This is a genomic window from Brachybacterium sp. AOP29-B2-41 (genome assembly GCF_052378395.1).
In the GTDB taxonomy this organism is placed as follows: domain Bacteria; phylum Actinomycetota; class Actinomycetes; order Actinomycetales; family Dermabacteraceae; genus Brachybacterium.
Map to the genome: position 1 here is coordinate 18,770 of NZ_JBQSXR010000022.1, position 22,989 is coordinate 41,758.

The following is a 22,989-nucleotide window of genomic DNA, read 5'->3' on the forward strand; positions in this document are numbered from 1 at the left end:
CTCAGCGGAAGATGATCGTGCGGGGTCCATCCAGCAGCACGCGAGACTGTGCGAACCAGGTGACGGCCTGGCGGAGCGTCCGTACCTCGGCGTCCTGCCCGATCGCCATCAGCTCCTGCGGGGAGCGGGTGTGGTCGACCCGGATCACGTCCTGCTCGATGATCGGCCCCTCGTCGAGGTCGCTGGTGACGAAGTGCGCGGTCGCGCCGATCTGCTTCACCCCGCGCGCATAGGCCTGGCGGTAGGGGTTCGCGCCCTTGAAGCCGGGCAGGAACGAGTGGTGGATGTTGATGCAGCGCCCGGCGAGCTCAGCACACAGCTCAGGGGAGAGGATCTGCATATAGCGTGCCAGCACCACCAGCTCGATGTCGTGCTCGATGATCGCCTCGCGCACCCGGTCCTCGAAGGCCGCCTTCGCGCCGGCGCCCTTGGTGGGCAGGTGCTCGAAGGGCACCCCGTAGAAGCTGGCTAGCGGCTCGAGGGTGGGATGGTTGGCGAGGATCAGGGGGATCGTGATCGGCAGATTCCCGGAGTCGACCTGGAAGAGCAGATCGTTCACGCAGTGCTTCGCGGTGGAGCCGAGCACCAGCGTGCGCAGAGGGCGGCCCACCACATCGATGCGATGCTCGAGCTCGAAGCGCGCCACCGCCGGAGACAGCGCGGCCTCGAGCTGCTCGAGCGTGGCCGCAGTGACCACCTGGAGCCGCAGGTAGAACCGGTGGGTGGTGCCGCTCTCGAACTGACGGCTCTCGGTGATGTTCCCGCCGATCTCCACGATCGCGCCGGTCACGGCATGGACGATGCCGGGAGCGTCCGCACACACCACGGTGAGGACGAACTCGTTCAGCGCCGTGGAGGCTTCGGTCGGGGGCTGGGAGGAGGGGGTCATGCTCATGCGGCCAGTCTAGGAAGCCGCGCAGGTTCTGAGGCCGCGGGCCCCAGAACCTGCGGGCTACGTCACGCCCGGCCCGACCTCCACAGCTTCGAGGGCCACCAGATGATCTTGCCCAGGTCCAGGGCGAGAGCGGGGACCAGCAGGGTGCGCACCACGAAGGTGTCCAGCAGCACGCCGAAGGCGACGATGAACGCCAGCTGGGCGAGGAACAGGATCGGGATCACTCCGAGCGCCGCGAAGGTCGCGGCGAGCACCATGCCCGCCGAGGTGATCACCCCACCGGTGACGGCGAGGCCGCGCACCACGCCCTCGCGGGTCCCGTGCTTCAGCGACTCCTCCCGGACCCGGGTCATCAAGAAGATGTTGTAGTCGATGCCGAGAGCGACCAGGAAGACGAACCCGTACAGGGGGACCGCCGGATCGGCGCCGGGGAAGTCGAACAGGTTGTTGAACACCAACGCGGCCACGCCCATCGCCGTGCCGAAGGACAGCACCGTGGTGGCGATCAGGAGGATCGGAGCGAGGATCGAGCGGAGCAGGAGCATCAGGATCAGCAGGATCACGACGAGAACTATCGGGATGATCAGCGCGCGGTCATGAGCCGATGCGTCATTGGTGTCGATCGAGATGGCGGTGGGTCCGCCGACCAGCGCCGAGATGTCCTGCGCGGCGAACTCGGTGCGGAGCTCGCGCACCGTGTCCTCGGCTGCCGCGGAGTCCGGTGCGTCGGAGAGGGTCGCCTGGAGAAGGATGTCGCCGTCGATGACGGTGGGCTCCGGAGCTGGCGTTCCGGGCGGGCCCAAGGGCTGGACGCCTTCTTCGGTGACGGGAGCGGAGCCGCTGGGGGAGTCCTCGGCGGTGACCGTCACGGAATCCACACCGTCGGCAGCCAGCAGGATGTCGGTGACGTCCTGGAGGGCGGAGTCGTCGACGAGGATCTGGGCGGGGGTTCCTGAGCCTCCGGGGAAGTGCTCGCCCAGAGCGATCTGACCCTCGCGGGCGGAGGATTCTGCCAGCACCAGGTCGGATTGCGGAACGCCGTCAGCTCGCAGCTGGGTCACCCCGAGGCAGCCGACCGCGAGGACCACAGCGGTGATGATCCAGATGCGCCGGGGGCGGCGCCGGACGGCGAGCGCGATGCGTCCCCAGATGCCATGGTCGGCCGGGTCGGCCCCGGCGGCGGGGGCGTCGGGCTCGTAGCGGGGGCGGCGCGGCCAGAACGCCACTCGGCCCATGCCGTACAGCGCCGCCGGAAGGAAGGTCAGTGCCGCGGCCATGGCGAAGAGGATTCCGATGGCCGCCACCGGGCCGAGCGTGCTGTTCGACTTCAGATCCGACAGCAGCAGGCAGAGGAGGCCGGCGATCACGGTGCCGCCCGAGGCGAGCACCGGTTCGATGGTGCCGCGCAGAGCCTTCATCGTCGCGGCCCCGCGGAGCCGGGTGTGGCGGAGCTCGTCGCGATATCGGGCCACGTACAGCAGGGAGTAGTCAGTGGCGGCGCCGATCACGAGGATGAAGAGGATCCCCTGGGTCTGCCCGGACAGGAGCAGGATATCCGCGGCAGCGAGATACCAGATGGTGAGCAGAGCGGCGCACAGTGCGAAGACGCTCGTGGCGAGGACGACCACGGGAAGTATCACCGAGCGATAGACGACGATGAGGATCGCGAACACCGCTGCGAGCGCCACGGCCAGCAGCAGCCCGTCGATACCCGCGAAGGCGGCGCCGAGATCGGCGGAGAATCCCGCTGGGCCGGTCACGTACGGGGTGAGGCCTTCGGGCAGATCAGCTGCCAGCGTGTTCTCGATCTCAGCGGTCAGCTCTGCCATATCCGCGTCCGGGTCGAGCGGGATGAACAGCTGTGCGGCGAGGCCGTCGTCGGCAATGATCACCGGTGAGATCTCGCCGGTGATCTCGTCCAGCTGCGCGAGATCGGCGCTTGTCTCATCGAGCTCGGCAGCCATCTGGTCGTCGATCTCATCGCTCGAGGTGATGACCACGATCGCGGGCAGCGAATCCGATCCGAGGAAGTTCGAGGAGAGGAGGGAGACCTGTGTGGCGTCGGCGGTCTCGGGGAGATAAGCGGTGCGGTCATTGGACGAGACCTCCTCAACTCGGCCGAAGTACGGCCCGCCCACAGCTGCCGCCGCTAGCCACGCGATGATCAGAAGCGCGGGTATCAGAACGCGCAGGGCTCGGGGGATCCCTCGCGTGCTGCGACGGTGCGTCGGCTTTGCGGAGCCATCCGTCGAATCGTTGATGGAGGCCATGTTCGTCCCTTCGAAATTGCGTGACCGGGATAGTGTCTCACAGATCAGTAGTTAGATAAGATACCTACTTCGTCACCTTCTGCGGAGTAGGCTCGTCGGCATGAACACGTCAGGAGAGCAGGCGGCGCAGCAGGGGATCGAGCCCGCCACGCCGTCATTGTTCTCGATGGCCGCAAGCGATCCGCACGAGGAGCTGATCGAATACAGCGGCCTGGCTGCGCAGGATGTTCAGGAGATAGACGCCCTGATGGAGGCGCTCTCGCGGCTCCGCGCCGCGGAGAAGGCCCTGTCTGAAGCTTCCCTGAGGTACATGGAGCTCAGCGAGACCGATATGCGAGCCCTGCACTTCGTCATCGTGAGCGAGAACATGGGCTCAGAGGCTACCCCCGGGGCTATCGCGCGGACGCTGGGAATCTCGAGCGCATCCACCACGAAGCTCTTGGACCGTCTCGAGAACGCCGGGCACATCCGGCGGGTGCGCCACCCCACTGACCGTCGCGCGCTGGTCGTGCACGTCGACCCCTCGACCCGCGCGACAGCGATGCGAACGATCGGCGCTCAGCAAGCACGTCGCGTCAACGCAGCGAAGAAGCTCGGCTCCGCCGAACGTCGTCTTGTCATCCGCTTCCTCGAGGACATGGCCGCTGACCTCTCCCTGGAGGGTGTCGACTGGGGAGAGGCTCGCGGCAGCTGAAGGGCCTGACTGCCCCCGGGAGCGGGACTGCCCACTCGAGACCTGCCCGCAGGCGCACCGGTGCAGAGAGGTCACGACAGGCCTCTCGAGCTGGGCCGCTTGACGGGACCGCCCCGGGTGAGTGATGGTCGGCACACCGGCACCCACTTGTCAGACGGGGCGAACTTCGCTATGCGGCCGGGCGTGACGAGCGAGGTTGCCCCGCATCGCGACGGGAGGTCCCTCATGGACACCACCATCTTCGAGCAGCATGAGTCCGAGATCCGCGGGTACTGCCGCGCGTATCCGACGGTGTTCGCCTCCGCCTCCAACGCCCGCCAGGTCGATGAGGACGGCACCAGCTACATCGACTTCTTCGCCGGGGCCGGAGTCCTGAACTTCGGGCACAACAACCCGAGGATGAAGGAGGCGATGATCGAGTTCCTCCAGGCGGACGGCGTGGCGCACAGCCTGGACACCTACACGACCACCAAGCGTGACTTCATCGCCCGTTTCCATGAGGTGGTCCTGGCGCCGCGGGGGATGGACCATCGGATGCAGTTCATGGGGCCCACGGGGTCCAATGCGGTGGAGGCGGCGCTCAAACTGGCTCGCCTCACCACGGGTCGGCGCGAGATCGTCGCCTTCAGCCACGGCTTCCACGGCATGACCCTCGGCTCGCTCGCCGCGACCGCGAATGAGGCATTCCGACAGTGGGCAGGGGTTCCGCTCACCGACGTCGTGCGCCTGCAGTTCGAGACCGCGCCCGGTGGCCGCACCGGCGTCTCCGACTACGCCGCCGCGCTGCGGGACCCTTCCAGCGGCCTGACCCCTCCTGCGGCATTCCTCGTCGAGCCGGTCCAGGCCGAGGGCGGCGTCAACATCGCCAGCAGGGAATGGCTGCACGAGATCCAGGACCTCGCCCGCGAGGTCGGAGCGCTGTTCATCATCGACGACATCCAGGCCGGCGTGGGCCGCACCGGAGGCTACTTCTCCTTCGACGGAATGGACCTGGACCCGGACATCATCACGCTCGCCAAAGGGCTCGGCGGCTTCGGCACCCCGATCGCGATGAACCTCAACAAGCCCGCCGTCGACGACAACTGGTCACCCGGTGCCCACACCGGCACCTTCCGAGGACAGGGGCTCTCCTTCGTCGCGGGGACCGTCGCGCTGGACTACTTCACCGACGAGTCGTTCCTCGCCGACGTGCTCGCCAAGGGCGAACAGATGCGCGAGGCGCTCGAGGCGATCGCCGCGGCCCATCCCGACAAGGAGTGGGAGGTGCGCGGCAAGGGCATGATGCAGGCCCTGGACACCGGGGACGGAGCCTTCGCCAAGCAGGTCCAGACGGAATGCTTCGAGCGCGGCCTGCTGATCGGCCCCTGCGGCAGCGGAGGACGGGTGATCAAGCTGATCCCGCCGCTGACCATCCCCGCAGCCGATCTGACCGAGGGACTGGACCTGCTGGCACAGGCCATCGACGCCGCGACGAAGGCTCGCTGATGCGCCGCCGGTCCGATATGACTTTCGCGCCCGAGGAATACGAACGCCGACTGGGGGAGCTGAGGCGGCGGATGACGGAGCGGGAGCTGGACGCGGTGATCATCACCGACCCCGAGAACCTCATGTACCTCACCGACTATCAGACCACCGGCTACTCCTACTTCCAGGCCCTGATCGTCCCGCTGAGCGCGGACTCGGTGATGATCACCCGCGCGCTCGAGGAGTCCAACGTGATCGCCCGGACCTGGGTGGAGCATTCCCGGCCCTATCCCGACGACGGCGACGCGATCCTCGAACTCGTCAGCACCCTGCGCGACCTGCGCCTGGGGGACTCCCGGGTGGGCTACGAGCGCAACAGCTACTACTTCCCCGCTTACCAGCAGGACCGCTTCCACGACGCCTTCGGAGAGGGGCTGGTGGATTGCTTCGGCATCGTCGAGGAGGGACGGGTCCGCAAGTCGCAGGCCGAGATCGACGTGATGCAGCTCGCCGCCTATGCCGGGGAGGCGGGGATGGCCGCCGGGCTGGGGGCGGCGATGGCCGGAGCCACTGAGAACGATGTGGCCGCCGCGATCACCTCGGCGATGTTCCGGGCAGGCGGTGAGTTCCCGGCGGTGATGCCGTATGTCGCGTCCGGACCCCGTTCGATGATCGGCCACTCCACCTGGGAGGGCCGCATGATCCGTCCCGGCGAGCACGTTTTCCTCGAGGTCGGCGGGTGCTACCGCCGCTACCACACGGCGATGATGCGCACCGTGGTCAACGGGGCGCTCTCGGACTCGATGCACTCCGCGCAGGAGCTGATGAAGCAGACCCTGGCGGAGCTGCGGGCACTGATGAAGCCGGGGGTGACCGTCTCCGAGATCGCGGTGCTCACCCGCTCCCGCATCGAGAGCAACGACGTGGGCGCCCAGCTCGTCACCCGCGCCGGCTACTCCATCGGGATCGCCTTCCCGCCATCCTGGGACGAGGGATACATCGTCTCCCTGCTGGAGGGCGATGAGCGGCAGCTCGAGGAGGGAATGACCTTCCATCTGCTGCCGTGGATGTGGGGAGTGGACGGGAACAAGACCGTCGGCATCTCGGACACCGTCCACATCACGGAGGACGGCTGCGAGTCGTTCTTCACCCTGCCCGAGGACTTCACCGTCCACGAGAGCTCGGCCCGGTCGTTCCCGACCGGTGCTGTCCTCGCCCCCCGCTTCTGAGAGGAGCAGCACCCATGACCATGCTGACCGCCATCGATCCCACCACCGGTTCCGTGGTGCGCGAGGTGCCCGCTGCGACGCCTGCCGAGATCACCGCGATCATCGACCGCTCCCAGACCGCCTACACCTCCTGGAAGGACACCACCCTCGCCGAACGCGCCGAGGTGCTGCGGAGAGTCGCCACCTACCTGCGCGAGCACACCGACGAGCTCGCCCCGCTGATGACCGAGGAGATGGGCAAGCCGATCGGCGAGGCCAGGGGAGAGGTCGCGAAATCGGCGTGGGCCGCCGAGCACTACGCCGAGTTCGGCCCGGAGTACCTGGCCGAAGAGCACCTGGAGTCCGACGCGACCTCCTCCTACGTGCAGTACCTGCCGCTCGGCCCAGTGCTCGGGATCCTGCCCTGGAACGCCCCGTTCTGGGTGGCCTTCCGCTTCTGCGCCCCGGCGCTGATGGCCGGGAACACCGCCATCATGAAGCACGATCCGCATGTGCCGGGCTGTGCCGCTGCGCTCGAGGAGGTGTTCCGTGCCGCCGGCGCCCCCGACGGGGTCTTCCAGACCCTGCTGGCCACCACCGAGGACGTCGAGCAGGCGATCCGTGATCCCCGCGTCCAGGCGGTCTCCTTCACCGGCTCGGACCGGGCCGGGGCGAAGGTCGCGTCGATCGCCGCGAGCGAGATCAAGCCCGCAGTACTCGAGCTCGGCGGTTCCGATCCCTGCATCGTGCTGGCCGATGCGGACCTCGCCAAGGCGGCAGAGGTCTCAGCCCTCTCGCGGATCATCAACGCCGGCCAGTCCTGCATCGCCGCGAAGCGGGTGATCGTGGAACGCTCCGTGCACGACGAGTTCGTCGAGCTGCTCACCGCCCAGCTGCGGGACCTGGTGGTCGGTGATCCCCGGGACGAGGCGACGAAGGTGGGACCCATCGCCCGGGAGGAGCTGCGAGAGAACCTCCACCGGCAGGTCACCGAGAGCGTCGCGGCCGGCGCAATCCTCGTGCTCGGCGGAGAGATGCCCGAGGGGGAGGGCTTCTTCTACCCGGTGACTCTGCTGACCGGTGTTGCGCCGGGGATGGCGGCCTGCACCGAGGAGACCTTCGGGCCGATCGCTGTGGTGATGGCGGCGGAGGACGCGGAGCACGCCCTCACTCTGGCCAACGACACCCCCTACGGTCTCGGCGCCGCGATCTGGACCGAGACCGAGCGCGGGGTCGCGATGGCACGCCGCATCGACGCCGGTCAGGTCTCGGTCAACGGGATCGTGAAATCTGATCCGCGGCTGCCCTCCGGCGGGATCAAGCGCTCCGGCTACGGCCGTGAGCTGGGCCCGCACGGCATCCGCGAGTTCACCAATGCCCAGCAGGTCTGGGTGGGGCCCGTGAAGGGTTGACGAGCCCGTGCCTGGAGGGGCTGGGCACGCGGAGAGGTGCAGAACGCAGAACACCCTCCCACCAGCAGGTGGGAGGGTGTTCCATCTCGGTCGGGCTGACAGGATTTGAACCTGCGACCCCTTGACCCCCAGGTAGACGGTTCAGCCCAGATCCTTGATTTTCCGGGCTTTTCTGCCCCTCAGAAGGTCCCTTTTCACGTCATGGATTGCATGATTTGCATGCGTCAGGTCCCGGCCAGGTCCCGGCTCTTGGTAGCCACCGGCAGATCCGTCAGGGGTTTATGTGGGGTTTATGGATGCATTGCCGAAGGCCTCCGTAGTGGGAAGGTACGTCCCGCCGTCACGAAGCTCTAGAGGAGTTCGTGCGCTGCATGGACGCTCGCGACAGCTTCGTCCAGGGAGACCAGGTCTCCGTAGATGAGTTGCTGCGCAGCGTTGAATCCGACCTCGATCGCTTCCTGGGAAGGATGATCTGAATCGAAGGCGGGGCTGGATGCGTATCCTTTCGCCGGTCGCGGCGTGGACGAGAAATCCGCGGCTCGGCTTTGCTGGTCGATGTCATCCACGAGACTCTGCTTGTAGTCCGCACCCATCGCTTCGAGCACCCCTGCCACCTGCGGGTTCCGAACAAGACGGTAGATGTCATAGAAGTGGCGACCGTGCTTCAAGAGGGCGGCCGTGTCGTTACGGCTTGCCGCATCGTGCACAGCGGCAAGTTTCTCGAAGAGGGTGCGTTCGGGAGCCAGCACGTTCACCTCGAAGACCGCGAACTCCTCCCACGCCGACTCATCCTCACCCAGCTCAGTGATCGCGTAATCAGCGATGAGGGATCGATACCGGTGCGGCGCAGACGGGTGGGTCCCGCCTCGACTACCGAGCTCGAGGAGTACGCCCTCCTTCAAAAACGGATCCTGGGCTGCAGTTGGATACGCGTAGGTCGCGTAGCGCTTGACGCCTTTCGTCGAGGAACCAACGGCTACCCGATCGTCCTCGAACGAAAGATGACTTCTGACGGCGCTATCGACCGCCTTCAGGATCTTGTGCCGCGCACTCAATGAGGCCTCGACGGGGAACTCCGCGAGCAGGTCGACGTCTTCCGAGAAGCGTTCCACGATGCCGAACACCCGGCTCAGGCTCGTCCCTCCCTTGAAAGTGAACGTCACCGGAGCGACTGACCCATCCGGAAGAGCGATCGCCTGTTCCGCGCTGGCAGCTCTCAGCACTTCGGTGACCCAGAAGTCCTTCTCGACATAGACCGCTGGCATCCCCAGAGCTTCGGCCGTGAGACCAACGAGGGCGTCGAGATCGTCCGAGTTGTCGCGAAGTCGCTCGCTCACCGGGCTACCAGATCGGCAGCGAGCTCGGCGAACCCCTCCCGCACAGCGGTGTTTCGTTCGCCAGCAACAGCAGCTCGGAGCGCGTCCTCTCGCACTACCTTCTTAGCAAGCGCGTCCCGGACTCGCTCAACCAGCGTGCCCCACCCCGCTTCTACATACAGGTCCGGGGCGCGCAGAAGCTCCAGGAGAGCGATCTCTTTCGCGTTGAGCTTCGTCCGCTCCTTGTTCCGCCGGGCATGCTGCGTCACACCTGCGATCGGATCTGTCGTCCAAAGCGTCGCCAAATGGAAAGACGAGGGAACTTGGGTCGTCACCCCCCACTCCCGAGCAGCAGAGTACCCAGCGGGACCAGTACCCTCTTCTCCGAGCACTTCCCGGGCGATGTCTTCCACGCGAGGACGCGTCATGCCGTACCTCGTCTTGGCACCCCGGTAGTACAGGCCCCGACGAACAGGAAGCAACTCGCCGTTCCGCGCAGCTCGCGACGCGGCCTGCCGCGCGGCGACGGCCGTGCCAGGCAAGTTGCTGACGCGCACGAAGGAACACTCAGGGACACTCCGGATCGCTGCCGCCGGTGACATCATGCTCATGTCACGAAAGCTTACCGGGAACGTGACATCAAGACAAGCCACGTCGAAGGATCTCGCGGCCCTCACGACGTTGGCGGATCGGTGTGGGGAGGTGCATCAGAGCTACTCCGACTTCGTGATGCTATGTTTGCCGTAGGCGCACTTCTCGCTCTGTCCAGATTCGGTATCGTCGCACTGAACCCGCGCCGACATCTGCGCTGACAAAACACCAACCGCACCATGCGGCGTCCCCTCCGGGAGATTGGCAGACCCAATCGTCTGCACGAATTGTCAGAACTACACTGGAATTGGGTGTTGGCAACCCCGCCTGCGCTGCACGGTGAAGGAGGAAAATAATGTCGAACACGCAACGCATCACGCGGCACGAGGATGGACTCGACCGGGTCGAGCTCAACCCGATCTTCTCCAGGCCGGGAGAGGCTACGATGCTGCCGAAGTTCCTCTTCCCCGAGGAGGAATCGCTGCAGGAAACCGCTTATCAGATCGTCCACGACGAGATGATGCTCGACGGGAATGCCCGACTCAATCTCGCGACTTTCGTCGGCACCTGGATGGACGATCACGCGTCTCGGCTTTATCTCGAAGCCGCCGATAAGAACATGATCGACAAGGACGAGTATCCGCAGACGGCAGCCATCGAGACGCGGTGTTGGCGTATGCTCGCCGATCTCTGGCACGCTCCGGACCCCGCCAATAGCATCGGGACATCCACGATCGGCTCGTCCGAAGCATGCATGCTAGGTGGCCTCGCCCTCAAGCGCCGCTGGCAGCATGCGCGCCGCAGTGCTGGAGAACCCACCGAGAAGCCGAACATCGTGCTCTCCAGCGCGGTGCAAGTGTGCTGGGAGAAATTCTGCAACTACTTCGAGGTCGAACCAAGGTATGTTCCCATCTCCGAGGAACATAAGGTTCTCGACGGTCACGGCCTCGAGAAGTATGTCGACGAGAACACTATCGGCGTTGTCGCGATCCTGGGCGTCACCTACACAGGGATGTACGAGCCCGTCGCGGCCATCGCCGCGGCGCTCGATCGCATCCAGGAGGCCACCGGAATCGACGTGCCCATCCACGTTGACGGCGCGTCTGGTGCCATGATCGCTCCCTTCTTGCAGCCGGATCTGGAATGGGACTTCCGCATCGAGCGCGTCGCCTCGATCAATACATCGGGACACAAGTACGGCCTCGTCTACCCGGGGCTCGGTTGGGTCGTTTGGCGGGACATCACCGCGCTCCCCGACGACCTGATCTTCCGCGTCAGCTATCTCGGCGGCAACATGCCGACATTCGCTCTGAACTTCTCCCGCCCCGGCGCGCAGGTCCTCCTGCAGTACTACCTATTCTTGCGACTGGGACGCACAGGTTTCCACGCCGTGCAGCAGTCGACCCAAGACGTTGCGCTGTACCTCTCGAGCGAGATCGCGAAGATTCCGGCCTTCGAGCTCTGGAACGACGGCTCGGACATCCCCGTATTCGCGTGGCGCCTACGAGATGGTTACACACAGAACTGGAATCTGTACCACCTGTCGGAACGGCTCCGCATGAAGGGTTGGCTCGTGCCCGCGTACCCGATGCCGGCCGACCTCGTGGACATCACCGTCCAGCGCATCGTCGTCCGCAACGGGTTCAGCCACGACCTCGCCTTCTCGTTCCTCGCAGGCCTCCGGGAAGCAGTCGCCTACCTCGATGCCCTCGAAGGCCCGCTGCCCGCAGAAGGCCAACACTCCGGATTCCACCACTGACCCAGAGCACAAGGAAGGGACGAGCTGATGTCTCACCACGAGTCCGCAGGACCGGACGAGCGCGCGGACGGCACTCAGGCCCCTACGGCGGAGCACGTCAAACCTCATCCGTACGGCCGATCGGGTAACCGCCGCCCAAGAAACCACACAGGGCCGGCGATTGGCGCCCCCGCGGCAGGAGCGACGGCCTACATGTCGGTCGTGCAGCTGTCAATGCTCACGGTGGTAGTGGTGGCGTCGCTGCGATCCCTGCCCGCAATGGCCACCTATGGCCTGGGCTCCATCACGCTCTTCGTCATCCCCGCGATTCTGTTCCTCGTGCCGACCGCGCTCGTGGCAGCGGAGCTGGCAACGGGGTGGAAAGGCGGCATCTTCACCTGGGTGCGTGAGGCCTTCGGCGAACGCGCAGGGTTCGTCGCGATCTGGCTCCAGTGGATTCAGAACGTCGTGTGGTATCCCACGCAGATCGCCTTCATCGCGGCAAGCTTGTCGTTCGTCGTCGGAAAGCCCGATCTCGCACAGAGCGGGATCTACACCGCCATCGTCATCCTCGTCCTCTACTGGGGATCGACTCTCATCACTCTCGCCGGCGGCAACCTCTTCGCCAAAGTCGGCAGCTGGAGCGGGATCTTCGGCACGATCCTCCCCGCGGTTCTCCTGATCGCGCTCGGAGCGCTCTGGCTGGGCACGGGAGAACATTCCGAGACCTCACTACAGCCTTCAGCGGTCATACCGCCCTGGACCGGGATCGCCGCGATCGTCCTCGTGGTCTCGAACGTTCTCGCCTATGCAGGCATGGAAGTCAATGCGGTGCACGCGAACGATCTGAAGAACCCGGGACGCGGCTTTCCCCGATCGATAGCCTTCGCCACGATCCTCATCCTGGGTGTGTTCATCCTCCCCACAATCGCGATCGCCGTGGCCGTGCCGCAAACCGACCTCGGGGTGACCAACGGCATCAACCTGGCCTTCCAGACCTTCTTCGACCACTGGGGCATCTCGTGGGGCACACCGGTGATCTCGCTGCTCGTCGCACTCGGTGCTTTCGCCTCGGTGGTGACGTGGATTGCCGGGCCCTCACGCGGCCTGCTCGCCGCCGCGCGGACGGGACTGCTTCCGCCGTTGCTCCAGCGCAGGAACAAGGCAGGGGTGCAGGTGGGCATCCTCGCGGTGCAAGGAGTGATCGTGACGTTGCTCGCACTGCTCTTCGTCCTCGTCCCCAATGGCAACACAGCATTCGTCGCCCTGGTGGACATGGCAGCAGCGCTCTACCTCATCATGTACATGCTGATGTTCGCCGCCGCGATCCGGCTGCGCCGGACGCAACCAAGGGTTGTTCGTAGCTACCGGACGCCTGTGATGCCCCTGGTGGCAGGCTTGGGTTTCATCTCCTGCGCCGCAGCCTTCATTCTCGCCTTCATCCGCCCTACCGGGTTCTCTGGGCTCTCCGATGCCACCTACCCCCTGGTCGTCGCCGTCGTCGTGCTGCTACTGGGCGGCCCTCCGCTGGTCTTTTACGCCGTGCGCCGCCCAACCTGGGACCGACGGAGCACGGCGGAGAAATCGAGCTCCGACATCGTTCTGGTGAATCCGATAATGGGTGCTGAGGCGGACTCGGGCACGCCCGACAGCGGTAGCGAGCCCACTGGGAGGAAGCCGCAGGAACGTCACGAGGACTGAACGCCTCCAGGCGCCGCATAATGACATAGCCCGTTGCGGACGACGGACTAGGTGTCGCGGGAGACTGGCTCGAGAGAGTCCACAACTTCGGGCGAGTCCTCCGTATCCCGGGACGCCGCATGGCGATGTCCATCCGCATACTCCCTGAGGAAAAGCGACGCGCGCGATCTCAGCATCTTCGATGTCGCGACGACACTCGCGATCGGACCGCTCATGGCTGCCATACTGATCAACCTGTCGCAATACGCGGCGAACCTGATCATCGCGCGACCGTGCGAAGGCGAGACCACATGCACCCCGAGCGCAGACGTCACCATGCCACTCTCCCTGCATTCGACTGCACGGCGTCCCTTGACAGCGACAGGCCCGCCGGATCGCAAGCATCTTCTGAGCCTGGCGGCTGCCTCCGGAGCGACTGCGCTGCCAGTCGCATCGGACGGCAATGCCCGGCGGCGCGCTACGGAAGATGCCTGCGCCAGCTCAGAGCGACGATCCTGAAACTGATGAGCGCAAGAACCGCGCCGATGACGAACATGACCGTGCACGGGAGCCACGCACCCACCAGCGCAAGAACGGCGGGGATGAAGAACCCGATGTAAGTCAGCGAGTAGTACACCGACCGCGACGGCCGCCAGCACCATCCCCATGACGGTGACTGCGAGCGCCAAGCCGACACCGCGGGTCGAACCGGGGTCATCGAAGCGGCCCGCAATCCGCATACTATGCGGGTGCCTGGAAGAGAGTTAAGTGGCCACTTGCCGTCGACGATGTCAAGCAAGCTGTCGATGCGACAGCCGTCCCAGCCACGGCTTCGGCGAGAGAGCGCGTAGCGCTGATCGAGTGTTCTCCGGCTACACCCGCCCGACAGCCGAGAAGCCTACGTACCTTGAGTGGAGATAGACGATACTCGTGTGCTAGCGTCAGCGCAGAGTTCAGGCTCTCTCACTTATTCGACGGAGAAGACACATGTACGGAGCGCACGGCGAGAACCGCCAGCGGCGCAATGGGCGCATCGGGGGATCATGCGCCTGCCGTACGACGGTGCTGTAGCAAACGGATCGATCGCGACTGCGATTCTGTCGATCCACGCCGATGAACCGGCGCACCGACGTCTCTCCCACCGTCTGTCGGCGGCGCTCGAATTCTGAACGTTTTCGGCGCTCGAAAAGTGAACGGTTGCGGGCAGTCTAGCTAGGTGTTTCGTCGGTCGTGGTGCGGATGCTGGGCAGGCTGTCGATGCCTCTACCGCGGAGCCGGTAGCTGGCACCCTTCAACGTGAGGACGTCGGCGTGGTGAACGATCCGGTCGATCATCGCGGCGGCGACGGCTTGGTCTCCGAAGACCCCGCCCCAGCCGCTGAATGGCAGGTTGGAGGTGAGGATCAGCGACGCGTGTTCGTAGCGACTCGAGACGAGTTGGAAGAACAGGTTCGCGGCGTCTTGCTCGAACGGGAGGTAGCCGACTTCGGCGACGATGATCAGCCCGTAACGCCGGAGCCGTGCGAGCTCTCGGGGCAGGTTCCCTTGTCGGTGCGCGTCGGTGAGGCGGGTGACCCACTCCGTCGCGGTCGCGAACAACACGCGGTGCCCGTGGCGGGCGGCGACGATTCCGAGAGCAGTGGCGAGGTGGGTCTTCCCGGTCCCGGGAGGGCCGAGCAGCACCACGTTCTGCGCTTCGAGCAGGAACCCGCCGGAGGCGAGGGCGGCGATCTGCTGCCGGGTGGCGGGTTGCGCGTCCCAGTCGAAGTCCTCAAGTGTCTTCCGGCTCGGGAACCCGGCTGCTTTGATCCGCAGCTCCGCTCCGGAAGCGTTGCGTGCGGAGACTTCGCGTTCGAGGACGGCGGCGAGGTAGTCCTCGAACGACCAGCCCGCGTCTCGGGCTTGGTCGGCCATCCGGGCGGCGGCCTCCGTGATCCGGGGTGCCTTCAGCGCGCCGGCGAGGTAGGTGATCTGCTTGGCCGTGTCGGTCTGCTTCGCGGCCATCAGGCGACTCCCTCGATCCCGAACGCCCGGCCGTAGTCCGCCAGATCACGCCTCAGGTCATCCGCGGCCATCGCCGGCCGGGGCTGCTGGAACTCCTGCCGCAACCGCTTCGCCGCCTCCAGGTGCGCGGGGGCGGTGATCGTAGAACCTCGCGCCCAGACCCGGGCGTGGTCCGCGACGATCCGTCCGTCCAGGCGCACTCTCACTCGGTCGAGGTCGGCGATAACATCGACGAACCGGCCGATGGCTGCGGGGTCGACGGAGTAGTCGCTGGAGTCGAGGCGAACGTAGTAGTCGCGGCCGAGGCGGACTCGTTCCCGCCAGCCAAGCTGCAACGGGATCGGCGGCAACGGCAGCATCCGGGCCCGATCCTGCCCGATCAGATCGATGGGCCTGGCTTTGATCGTGCGGACCACCCTCGCATTCGCCCGCTCGAGCCATTCCTGCAGCTGGGTGTTGAAGTCCGCCGGGGAGGTAAAGGTCCGGCCGGGCATGAACGACGTCTCGAACCAGCCGTTGCGGCGCTCGACGATGCCCTTCGATTCCGGGTCGTAGGGCCTCAGCTGAACGGCCTTCGTCGCGAGGGTTCCCGCGAACGCCGCGACCTCCTGCGCGAGGCGGCCGCGTTGCCCGATCCCGGACTCGTTGTCCCAAATCAGCCGCCGCGGAACCGCGCCGAGCTGTTGAATCAGCTCCCACGACCCCAGCAGGAGATCCTCTGTCTTCCTTGTCGGGAGCATCCGCGCCGTCACGAACCGGGAGTGAGCCGCAACGATCACCAGCACCGGCAGCAGCACCATGGTGCCGTCTTCGAGGGGGATCTTCCGCGGCGGGAACCACAGATCACACTGCGCCGCATCCCCTGCCGCCCAGGTCAATCGGTCGGCGGGGTCGACGGGGCGATGCTCCGGCCGGAGCCTCGCGACGTTGTCACGGAACCAACGGATCGACCCTTCCCATCCGACCCGCTCCGCGATCACCGTCGCCGGCATCTGCGGGTGGTCCGCGAGCAACGCCCTCACCCCGTTCTCGAACGGCGAGAACGACGTCGGCCTCAGCGACCGCTCATACTTCGGCGGCCCGTCCGAGTTCACCGCCTTGATCACCGTCGTCCGCGAGATCCCCAACCGCGCCGCGATCTGCGCTTTCGGAACCCCGTCCGAAGCCAGCCTCCTGATCAGCGCCCAGTCCTCCAAAGTGATCACTCTCCAATCGTTGAGTGTTCACTTTTCGAGCGCCGCTATCGATCAGTTCTCGAGCGCCGCCGACACCGTCATCCCTGAGGCGATGCGTGTGCTCCCCAAGTGACCGGAGCGCGCGGGAGCGTCAACGCGTTGCCTCTCTCTGCCTGGAGTTCGACCATGACCTCGACGTACCCCCTTTCCCGTGTCCGCCAGCAGTTCCCCGCCTTGCGAACAGGAAGCGCGCTATTCGATGCGCCCGGTGGCACCCAGACCCCGACCCGCGTCGCCGACGCCATCCGCGACGCGATGGTGAGTCCCGTCTCGCAGCGTGGCCGAAACAACTACAGCGAGCAGAACGCAGACCGCATCGTGCGCGGCGCCCGTGCCGCGATCGGCGACCTGCTGAACGTCGATCCGCGTGCCGTGTTCTTCGGCCGCAGCGCGACGCAGATCACCTTCGACATGGCCAGAGCCGTCGCCCGCCGCCTCGGCCCCGGCGACGAGATCGTCGCGAGCCGCCTCGACCATGACGCGAACGTGCGTCCGTGGGTGCTCGCCGCTGAGCTGTCTGGCGCGACCCTGCGGTGGATCGACTTCGACCGCGAGACCGGCGACCTGACAGTCGACGATGTGCGTCGCGTGCTTAGCGACCGCACGCGATTCGTCGCCGTGACCGCGGCGTCCAACCTGTACGGTACGGCGCCGGACATCGCGGCGATCGCGGCAGCCGTACACGCGGTCGGAGCAGAGATCTACGTCGACGCCGTCGCCTACACGGCCCACGAGCTCGTCGATGCCACCGCCCTCGGAGCCGACTACATCGTGTGCTCGCCGTACAAGTTCTGCGGTCCTCACATCGGCGTGCTGGGATCCAACGTCGAGAAGCTGGAGGCGCTCGTCCCCGACAAGCTTCGCCCGTCGACCATGCAGGTCCCCGAGCGATTCGAGCTAGGCACGCTGCCCTATGAATTCCTGGCCGGCGTGACAGAGACGGTAGAGTTCCTGGCTGACATCATCCCCGGTGACGGCACGCGCCGCGAGCGGCTGGAGCGCTCCTACGCGGCGGTCGCGCAACACGAGCATGCGCTCTTCAAGCGGCTCGTCGACGGCCTCGCCGAGATCGACGGCGTTGAGCGCGTCGGTGCGCCGCGCACGCATGTGCCGACCGTCCTGTTCCGTATCGACGGCCGCACCACAGCCGAGGCCTGCGCGGCACTCGGGCGAGCGGACGTCGCCGTGATGGGCGGCAGCTTCTATGCGATCGAGGCCGAGGACTGGGCAGATCTGCGCGACGGCGCGGTACGCGCGGGCATCGCCCCGTACACCTCGGTCGAAGATGTCGATCGCCTTCTCCATGCGGTGCGTGCACTCACCCTCTGAACGTTCCACCCCACCCGAAAGGACACACAATGAAGTCACGTCTTTCCCTCCTCGCCCTCTCCATCGTCGGCATCGCGGCCCTGTCCGCGTGCACGTCGACGCTCCCCACCGACACGGCCGAGTCGTCGGCGCCCACCGCAGACGACCAGCCGGCGGCAGCGAACATCTCCAGCCGCAATCTCGAGGTGATGGAGACGCTGTTCGCCGCGGCGGTCTGGTACATGATCATCGTCACGGTCGCCAGCATTGGCCAGTTCTACCTGGAACGGGCCTTCGACGGCAGCACCCGACGCGGTCGTCCGCGGAACCTCCGGACGGCCATCCGCAACGCACTCGTGCGTCCCCCCTTCTCCCGGCGAGGTATCGATGAATGACAACACGGCGCTCGTGCGCATCCGGCAGGTCAAGAAATCCTTCGGCGACAACGCCGTGCTCCGCGACATCACGATGGATGTGCGCGCGGGCGAGGTCGTCTGTCTGCTCGGTTCGTCCGGCGCGGGCAAGAGCACGCTCCTGCGGGCGATCAACCGGCTGGAAAAGATCGATGCCGGTCAGATCTGGGTGGACGACATGCTCGTTGGCTTCGGTGAGTATCGCGACGGCGTCCGCGAGCTCACCGAGCGAGGGATGGCAGCGCAGCGCGCGCACATCGGCATGGTGTTCCAGCGCTTCAACCTGTTCCCGCACATGACCGCCCTGCAGAACGTCATGGAAGCGCCACGTGCAGTGCGGCGACTGTCGGGTGCCGCGGCGAAGGCGGAGGCGCGCGAGCTGCTGGAGAGCGTCGGCCTCGACGATAAGATGGAGCACTATCCGGCCCAGCTCTCCGGCGGACAGCAGCAGCGTGTCGCGATCGCGCGGGCATTGGCGATGAAGCCGCAGCTCATGCTGTTCGACGAGCCCACCAGCGCCCTCGACCCTGAACTCGTCGGGGAAGTGTTGAAAGTCATGACCGAGCTCGCGCGGCGGGGAATGACGATGATCGTCGTGACGCACGAAATGGGATTCGCACGCGAGGTCGCTGATCGCGTCGTGCTGATGCACGGCGGCGAGATCGTGGAGGATGCCTCAGCCGTGGAGTTCTTCGAGAACCCGCAGCACGAGCGCACCCGACAGTTCATAGCAAGCTCGACGAGAGCGGGGTGAGGGGCGATTTTGGCTGGTGGCCCCCTCCGGATGTTCCCGCTGAAGCAATCAGGCCGCTCATCTCCGAGGACAACGTTGACCGGGGCGGCTGCGTTTCGAGCGAGATGGCAATGCTCCCAGTCTGTTCAAGTCAACCACGTTGGGGAAGCACTTCTCCGCCAGGGTGAAGCCGCCGAGCGGAGATGACGGCTATGCGCCGATGAACACGAGATCACGATCTCGTTGCGTTCAACAGAGAGGGCGGTCAGTTGTAGAGCATTCCACCATCGACGATGATGACCTGCCCGGTGACGTACACAGCGTTGTCGCCGGCGAGAAACGATACGACTCCGGCGACGTCTTCGGGGGTCTCAATCCGACCGAGAGCGATGCCCTCCACGTTGTCCTGGAGGTTCTTCCCCAGTGGTTTTCCGTTGATCTTGTGCATCTCAGCGTCGATCAGGTCCCACATTCCGGTTCCGACGATTCCGGGCGCATACGCGTTCACTGTGTGTCCCTTCGGTGCGAGCTCTTGGGCAGCGACCTGGGTGATGCCCCGAACTGCGAACTTCGACGCCGAGTAGGCACCTAGGATGGGGAAGCCGCGGATAGCGGCGATCGAGGCGGCGTTCACGATCCTCCCCTTCACCCCGAGTTCGTCGAACTTTCGCACGGCCGCTTGAATGCCGAAGATCACGGAGTTGACGTTGACGGAGAAGACCGTCTCGAGATCGTGTTCGGTGACCTCCAGAAGGGGTTTCACCTGTGCGATTCCGGCGTTGTTGACGATGACGTCGAACCCGCCGAGTCGGGATGCCGTTTGCTCGACAGCTGCCTCGACATCGCTCCTGCTCGACACGTCGGTGGGCACGAACACGGCACTCCGGCCCAACGCAGCGATCTCGGCAGCCACTGCTTCGCCTTTCTGCTCCTGAGCCGGGATGTCTGCGATACCGATGTCGAACCCGTCTTGCGCCAGTTTCAGCGCGATTCCTCTTCCGATTCCCTGTCCCGCGCCCGTGACGAGCGCAACCTTCTTGGTAGTCATGATCTGCTTTCGATGAGAGTGATTTCGACACGAAACGTCGTCGCGCCCTGGTTGTCCGACCTGTTACGGCCCGAAGGTGGTGGCTGTGCCGCTGAAGGCGGTGGCATCGCGACCATGGATTCCCGAGAAATGCTCGCTGAGCAGCGCGCGGAAGGTGTCGGTATCGCTTCGTTCGAGTGCATCCACGAGAGCGCCGTGTTCGGCAACGACTCGCTCGCTATACCCCGGACGGTGCCAGACCGAACGGGACATCATGCGGTGATGGCGGTCGCGGATCGTGTCGAAGAACGTCACCAAGATACCGTTGCCGCCGCCTTCGATGATGGCCCGGTGGAAGGAGCTATCCTCATCCAGGAACGCATCAAGATCGTCATCACCTCGAGCCATGTCCTGGTTCGCCACGTGGGATCTCAATCGGCTCACCACCACCTCGAGCCGCTCGGGTGTATCCGCGATCGCGGAAGCCGCGTCGCCCTCGATCAGGAGGCGTACTCCAAGAATGTTATCAACCTCTTCCGGAGGGACGTCCAGGATAAGCGCGCCGCGCTTGGGGTAGAGACGCATCCAGCCGTTCGTCTGCAACATAGCGAACGCCTCCCTGACAGGCGTACGGCTAATCCCCAACCGGGTGGAGACGTCGTTCTCGCTGATCATCGACCCCGCTGCCAACTCCCCTGAGATAGTCCGCCTCTTCGTATCGGTGAACGCACGGTCCGTCGCTGATTCGATCATCACCAACCCCCACTTGTATGTCACTTGTATGCCACCATGATCGCTATTAGATTACCTCCCCCCCGTCGCAGGAGACAAGACCGATGCTGACGTCTTCAGCTCAGTTCCGCCGCGTCCAGACGGTGCTCCGCCAGATGGTCGCGGTACCTCGGTGACATCGATCGCCATCGGGATGTTCAGCTAGATGGGCACTTCGAGTATCTGCGACTGCCCCGCAGATCCCGCAGGCCCCCGCGCCCTCGCTCGCATACACCGGACAGCGGATGCGATGACACGTCCGCGCACGATCGGCGGTGCGGGGTCCGGAGGACCGAAGGTCCTGCTGCGAACCGCGGCGGGTAAGGTGCAATGGAGCAGCCGGATGACATGACCGGCGGAGGAGGTTTTCACCCACATGATCACCACGAGACCACACACGGGTGAGCCGCATACCGCCGGAATCGCAGGGCGACTGAACTGGTTACGCGCGGGGGTGCTCGGCGCGAACGACGGGATCGTGTCGGTCGCCGCGATCGTCGTCGGCGTCGCCGGCGCCACCAACGACCTGGCACCGATCCTGACCGCGGGAACGGCGGCGTTGGTCGGCGGAGCGATCTCGATGACACTCGGCGAGTACGTGTCGGTGAGCAGTCAGAGCGACAGCGAGAAGACCCTCATCGCGACAGAACGCCGCGAACTCTCGGAAATGCCCGCACAGGAGCTCGACGAGCTCACCGGACTCTACCAAGCCAAAGGTATCTCCCCGGAGACCGCGCGGAAGGTCGCCGAGGAGCTCACCGCGCATGACGCCCTCGGCGCGCACCTGTCTGCGGAACTGAACATTGACGGCCAGGATCTGGTCAGCCCCTGGCGAGCGGCCCTCGCCTCCGCAGTCGCGTTCACCTCAGGCGGGATCATCCCGTTCGTGGCGATGCTCCTCCCGCCAGGCATGCGGATTCCCGCGACATTCGTCGTCGTGCTGCTCGCTCTCGCCGTCACCGGTGCACTCGGCGCGCACCTCGGGGGCAGCCCCGTGTTGCGTCCGACGATCCGGGTTGTGATCGGCGGGGCAGTCGCGCTGGGCGCCACCTTCCTGATCGGCACGCTCCTGGGCACGACCGGGATCGCATAGACGGCCGTGACAATCCGGCCGGGCAACCGCGGGACGACTCCGCAGATCGGCATCCTCCGAACGATGCGAGGTGATTCACCCCGGGCTTCGTTCCCATCGGGAGGTATGGGAAAATCGTCGCTCCCACTAGTGTGTCAAGGCCAGCGTCCTAGTTGGCTGCGGCCTCGGCAGGGGTAGCCTCGAGTGTCGAAGCGACGTCGCTCGCTCGGTTCGACATATTCTTCAACCTCGTGCCGTTACGGCGCTCTCATGGGCTGTGCTGCCTGCCATGCGTCTCATCGCCTGGGTGCTCGGTCATCGTCCTTTCTCTCGGCCAGGCACGACCAGATCCACCGTCAATCAGACATCAGTCCCCCTGGTTGATCGTCGTCGGCGGTGGCGGCGATGGCTCGCACGAAGAGGAGGAGCCAGGTGAGGAGGAGGATGGAGCTGAGCAGTTCCATGGCGGTGAGATTGAAGTAGCCGATCGGCCACATCAGGAGCGCGACGAACCCGAACGCCCCAAGCACGATGACGGAGACGAAGGCGAAACTGCGAGGCAGCCATGGCACCAGCCAGCCGCTAGCGGCGATGAGTCCAGCGAACGCGACTGACATCGTGGTGGCGATGACAATGTGCAGAGGCTCGGCTTCATCGACGGACACCATCCCGACGCCGGCGAACAGGGCTCCGACGGTGATCAGCCACGCCCGCAGCACTCGGATCCGGGACGTCGCGTCCGTGGCGGATAGCTGCTGGATGTCATGAGTGAGATGGTGGGTGAGCGTGATGATGACGAGGCCGGCGAACACGAGCGTGATGTTGAACGTGTAGGGCGAGAAGCCGTCGCCGCTGCCGAGAGCACTGAAGTTGTGCTGCCACCAGGTGGTATTTCGCGCGGAGAGCATGCTCGCCAACCCACCGCTGACCAGCAGCATGGCGAGGAGGTTCGCGATCGCCCGGGTGGTGAGTTGCGAGGCGGCACCGGTGAGCAGGTATGCCGCCACGGCGGCGACGGCTCCGGTGACGACAGCGGCGGCAGGCGGGTCGAGGGCGAAGTCGCGGAAGGCGAGCTGTAGCACAGCGAAAACGGTTCCGGTGAGCAGGCTGACGACGATGACGGCAGAGACGGTCAATGCGACCGTGTCCACCCCGATCC

General features: G+C 65.6%; 19 protein-coding genes. 10 read left to right on the forward strand and 9 right to left on the reverse strand.

Features of this window, described 5'->3' with window-relative positions:
• Position 1 precedes the first annotated feature (1 nt).
• The gene (locus ACT3T9_RS16460; protein ID WP_441444114.1) at positions 2-889 is read right to left on the reverse strand and encodes a formyltetrahydrofolate deformylase; all 888 of its coding nucleotides are present in this window, start codon (positions 887-889) and stop codon (positions 2-4) included.
• Between the two features lie 68 nt (positions 890-957).
• Positions 958-3,165: an MMPL family transporter gene (locus ACT3T9_RS16465; protein WP_442332640.1), complete on the reverse strand. Its 2,208-nt coding sequence runs from the start codon at positions 3,163-3,165 to the stop codon at positions 958-960.
• Between the two features lie 100 nt (positions 3,166-3,265).
• On the opposite strand from ACT3T9_RS16465, the gene ACT3T9_RS16470 reads away from it, so the two are divergent.
• The 4 genes from ACT3T9_RS16470 to ACT3T9_RS16485 all read left to right on the forward strand — a co-directional run bounded on the left by ACT3T9_RS16470 (position 3,266) and on the right by ACT3T9_RS16485 (position 7,943).
• A complete protein-coding gene (locus ACT3T9_RS16470) occupies positions 3,266-3,859 on the forward strand; it encodes a MarR family winged helix-turn-helix transcriptional regulator (RefSeq protein ID WP_441444026.1) in 594 nt (197 codons plus the stop codon).
• A 225-nt stretch (positions 3,860-4,084) separates the two neighbouring features.
• Positions 4,085-5,344 carry an aspartate aminotransferase family protein gene (locus ACT3T9_RS16475; RefSeq protein WP_441444025.1) on the forward strand — a complete coding sequence of 420 codons (1,260 nt, stop codon included), beginning with the start codon at positions 4,085-4,087 and terminating at the stop codon, positions 5,342-5,344.
• Positions 5,344-6,552 (forward strand): ectoine hydrolase, encoded by a 1,209-nt coding sequence (gene doeA, locus ACT3T9_RS16480; protein WP_441444024.1) that lies wholly within the window; start codon positions 5,344-5,346, stop codon positions 6,550-6,552. The genes ACT3T9_RS16475 and doeA overlap by 1 nt, the downstream gene beginning before the upstream one ends.
• Before the next feature lie 14 nt (positions 6,553-6,566).
• Positions 6,567-7,943 carry an NAD-dependent succinate-semialdehyde dehydrogenase gene (locus ACT3T9_RS16485; protein ID WP_441444023.1) on the forward strand — a complete coding sequence of 459 codons (1,377 nt, stop codon included), beginning with the start codon at positions 6,567-6,569 and terminating at the stop codon, positions 7,941-7,943.
• Positions 7,944-8,293: 350 nt separating this feature from the next.
• Here the strand turns inward: ACT3T9_RS16485 and ACT3T9_RS16490 are convergent, their stop codons facing one another.
• Positions 8,294-9,280 (reverse strand): nucleotidyl transferase AbiEii/AbiGii toxin family protein, encoded by a 987-nt coding sequence (locus ACT3T9_RS16490; protein ID WP_444607069.1) that lies wholly within the window; start codon positions 9,278-9,280, stop codon positions 8,294-8,296.
• Positions 9,277-9,528 carry a hypothetical protein gene (locus ACT3T9_RS16495; RefSeq protein ID WP_143738423.1) on the reverse strand — a complete coding sequence of 84 codons (252 nt, stop codon included), beginning with the start codon at positions 9,526-9,528 and terminating at the stop codon, positions 9,277-9,279. Before ACT3T9_RS16495 ends, ACT3T9_RS16490 begins: the two co-directional genes overlap by 4 nt.
• Positions 9,529-10,205: 677 nt before the next feature.
• On the opposite strand from ACT3T9_RS16495, the gene ACT3T9_RS16500 reads away from it, so the two are divergent.
• Complete coding sequence (locus ACT3T9_RS16500) at positions 10,206-11,609, forward strand: glutamate decarboxylase (protein WP_444607070.1); 1,404 nt, start codon at positions 10,206-10,208, stop codon at positions 11,607-11,609.
• Positions 11,610-11,801: 192 nt separating this feature from the next.
• Positions 11,802-13,289, forward strand: coding sequence for an APC family permease (locus ACT3T9_RS16505; RefSeq protein WP_444607071.1), 1,488 nt, complete (start codon positions 11,802-11,804; stop codon positions 13,287-13,289).
• Positions 13,290-14,476: 1,187 nt separating this feature from the next.
• Here ACT3T9_RS16505 and istB read toward each other — a convergent pair.
• Positions 14,477-15,271, reverse strand: coding sequence for an IS21-like element helper ATPase IstB (gene istB, locus ACT3T9_RS16510; protein WP_444607072.1), 795 nt, complete (start codon positions 15,269-15,271; stop codon positions 14,477-14,479).
• Positions 15,271-16,476, reverse strand: coding sequence for an IS21 family transposase (gene istA, locus ACT3T9_RS16515; protein ID WP_444607073.1), 1,206 nt, complete (start codon positions 16,474-16,476; stop codon positions 15,271-15,273). The genes istB and istA overlap by 1 nt, the downstream gene beginning before the upstream one ends.
• A 156-nt stretch (positions 16,477-16,632) precedes the next feature.
• Between istA and ACT3T9_RS16520 the strand changes: the two genes are divergently transcribed.
• The 3 genes from ACT3T9_RS16520 to ACT3T9_RS16530 are packed head-to-tail and all read left to right on the forward strand — an operon-like array spanning position 16,633 to position 18,981.
• A complete protein-coding gene (locus ACT3T9_RS16520) occupies positions 16,633-17,835 on the forward strand; it encodes a cysteine desulfurase-like protein (RefSeq protein WP_444607074.1) in 1,203 nt (400 codons plus the stop codon).
• A 29-nt stretch (positions 17,836-17,864) separates the two neighbouring features.
• The gene (locus ACT3T9_RS16525; RefSeq protein ID WP_444607075.1) at positions 17,865-18,209 is read left to right on the forward strand and encodes a hypothetical protein; all 345 of its coding nucleotides are present in this window, start codon (positions 17,865-17,867) and stop codon (positions 18,207-18,209) included.
• A complete protein-coding gene (locus tag ACT3T9_RS16530) occupies positions 18,202-18,981 on the forward strand; it encodes an amino acid ABC transporter ATP-binding protein (protein WP_087132790.1) in 780 nt (259 codons plus the stop codon). Before ACT3T9_RS16525 ends, ACT3T9_RS16530 begins: the two co-directional genes overlap by 8 nt.
• 244 nt (positions 18,982-19,225) lie before the next feature.
• Here the strand turns inward: ACT3T9_RS16530 and ACT3T9_RS16535 are convergent, their stop codons facing one another.
• On the reverse strand, positions 19,226-20,008 hold the full coding sequence (locus ACT3T9_RS16535) for an acetoin reductase (RefSeq protein WP_087132791.1): 783 nt from the start codon (positions 20,006-20,008) through the stop codon (positions 19,226-19,228).
• Between the two features lie 63 nt (positions 20,009-20,071).
• Positions 20,072-20,740, reverse strand: a complete 669-nt coding sequence (locus ACT3T9_RS16540; RefSeq protein WP_444607077.1) for a GntR family transcriptional regulator — start codon at positions 20,738-20,740, stop codon at positions 20,072-20,074.
• A gap of 394 nt (positions 20,741-21,134) precedes the next feature.
• Between ACT3T9_RS16540 and ACT3T9_RS16545 the strand changes: the two genes are divergently transcribed.
• Complete coding sequence (locus tag ACT3T9_RS16545; protein ID WP_094765126.1) at positions 21,135-21,851, forward strand: VIT1/CCC1 transporter family protein; 717 nt, start codon at positions 21,135-21,137, stop codon at positions 21,849-21,851.
• A gap of 335 nt (positions 21,852-22,186) precedes the next feature.
• Here ACT3T9_RS16545 and ACT3T9_RS16550 read toward each other — a convergent pair.
• On the reverse strand, positions 22,187-22,989 hold an 803-nt coding region (locus ACT3T9_RS16550), incomplete at its 5' end, for a hypothetical protein (RefSeq protein ID WP_444607076.1).

Coding starts and splice junctions, on each gene's coding strand:
- ACT3T9_RS16540 (WP_444607077.1), bottom strand. CDS start 20,740: ATGATCGAATCAGCGACGGACCGTGCGTTCACCGATACGAAGAGGCGG.
- ACT3T9_RS16475 (WP_441444025.1), top strand. CDS start 4,085: ATGGACACCACCATCTTCGAGCAGCATGAGTCCGAGATCCGCGGGTAC.
- ACT3T9_RS16470 (WP_441444026.1), top strand. CDS start 3,266: ATGAACACGTCAGGAGAGCAGGCGGCGCAGCAGGGGATCGAGCCCGCC.
- ACT3T9_RS16535 (WP_087132791.1), bottom strand. CDS start 20,008: ATGACTACCAAGAAGGTTGCGCTCGTCACGGGCGCGGGACAGGGAATC.
- ACT3T9_RS16485 (WP_441444023.1), top strand. CDS start 6,567: ATGACCATGCTGACCGCCATCGATCCCACCACCGGTTCCGTGGTGCGC.
- ACT3T9_RS16505 (WP_444607071.1), top strand. CDS start 11,802: ATGTCGGTCGTGCAGCTGTCAATGCTCACGGTGGTAGTGGTGGCGTCG.
- ACT3T9_RS16500 (WP_444607070.1), top strand. CDS start 10,206: ATGTCGAACACGCAACGCATCACGCGGCACGAGGATGGACTCGACCGG.
- ACT3T9_RS16520 (WP_444607074.1), top strand. CDS start 16,633: ATGACCTCGACGTACCCCCTTTCCCGTGTCCGCCAGCAGTTCCCCGCC.
- istB (WP_444607072.1), bottom strand. CDS start 15,271: ATGGCCGCGAAGCAGACCGACACGGCCAAGCAGATCACCTACCTCGCC.
- ACT3T9_RS16545 (WP_094765126.1), top strand. CDS start 21,135: ATGATCACCACGAGACCACACACGGGTGAGCCGCATACCGCCGGAATC.
- doeA (WP_441444024.1), top strand. CDS start 5,344: ATGCGCCGCCGGTCCGATATGACTTTCGCGCCCGAGGAATACGAACGC.
- ACT3T9_RS16460 (WP_441444114.1), bottom strand. CDS start 889: ATGACCCCCTCCTCCCAGCCCCCGACCGAAGCCTCCACGGCGCTGAAC.
- ACT3T9_RS16530 (WP_087132790.1), top strand. CDS start 18,202: ATGAATGACAACACGGCGCTCGTGCGCATCCGGCAGGTCAAGAAATCC.
- ACT3T9_RS16465 (WP_442332640.1), bottom strand. CDS start 3,165: ATGGCCTCCATCAACGATTCGACGGATGGCTCCGCAAAGCCGACGCAC.
- ACT3T9_RS16525 (WP_444607075.1), top strand. CDS start 17,865: ATGAAGTCACGTCTTTCCCTCCTCGCCCTCTCCATCGTCGGCATCGCG.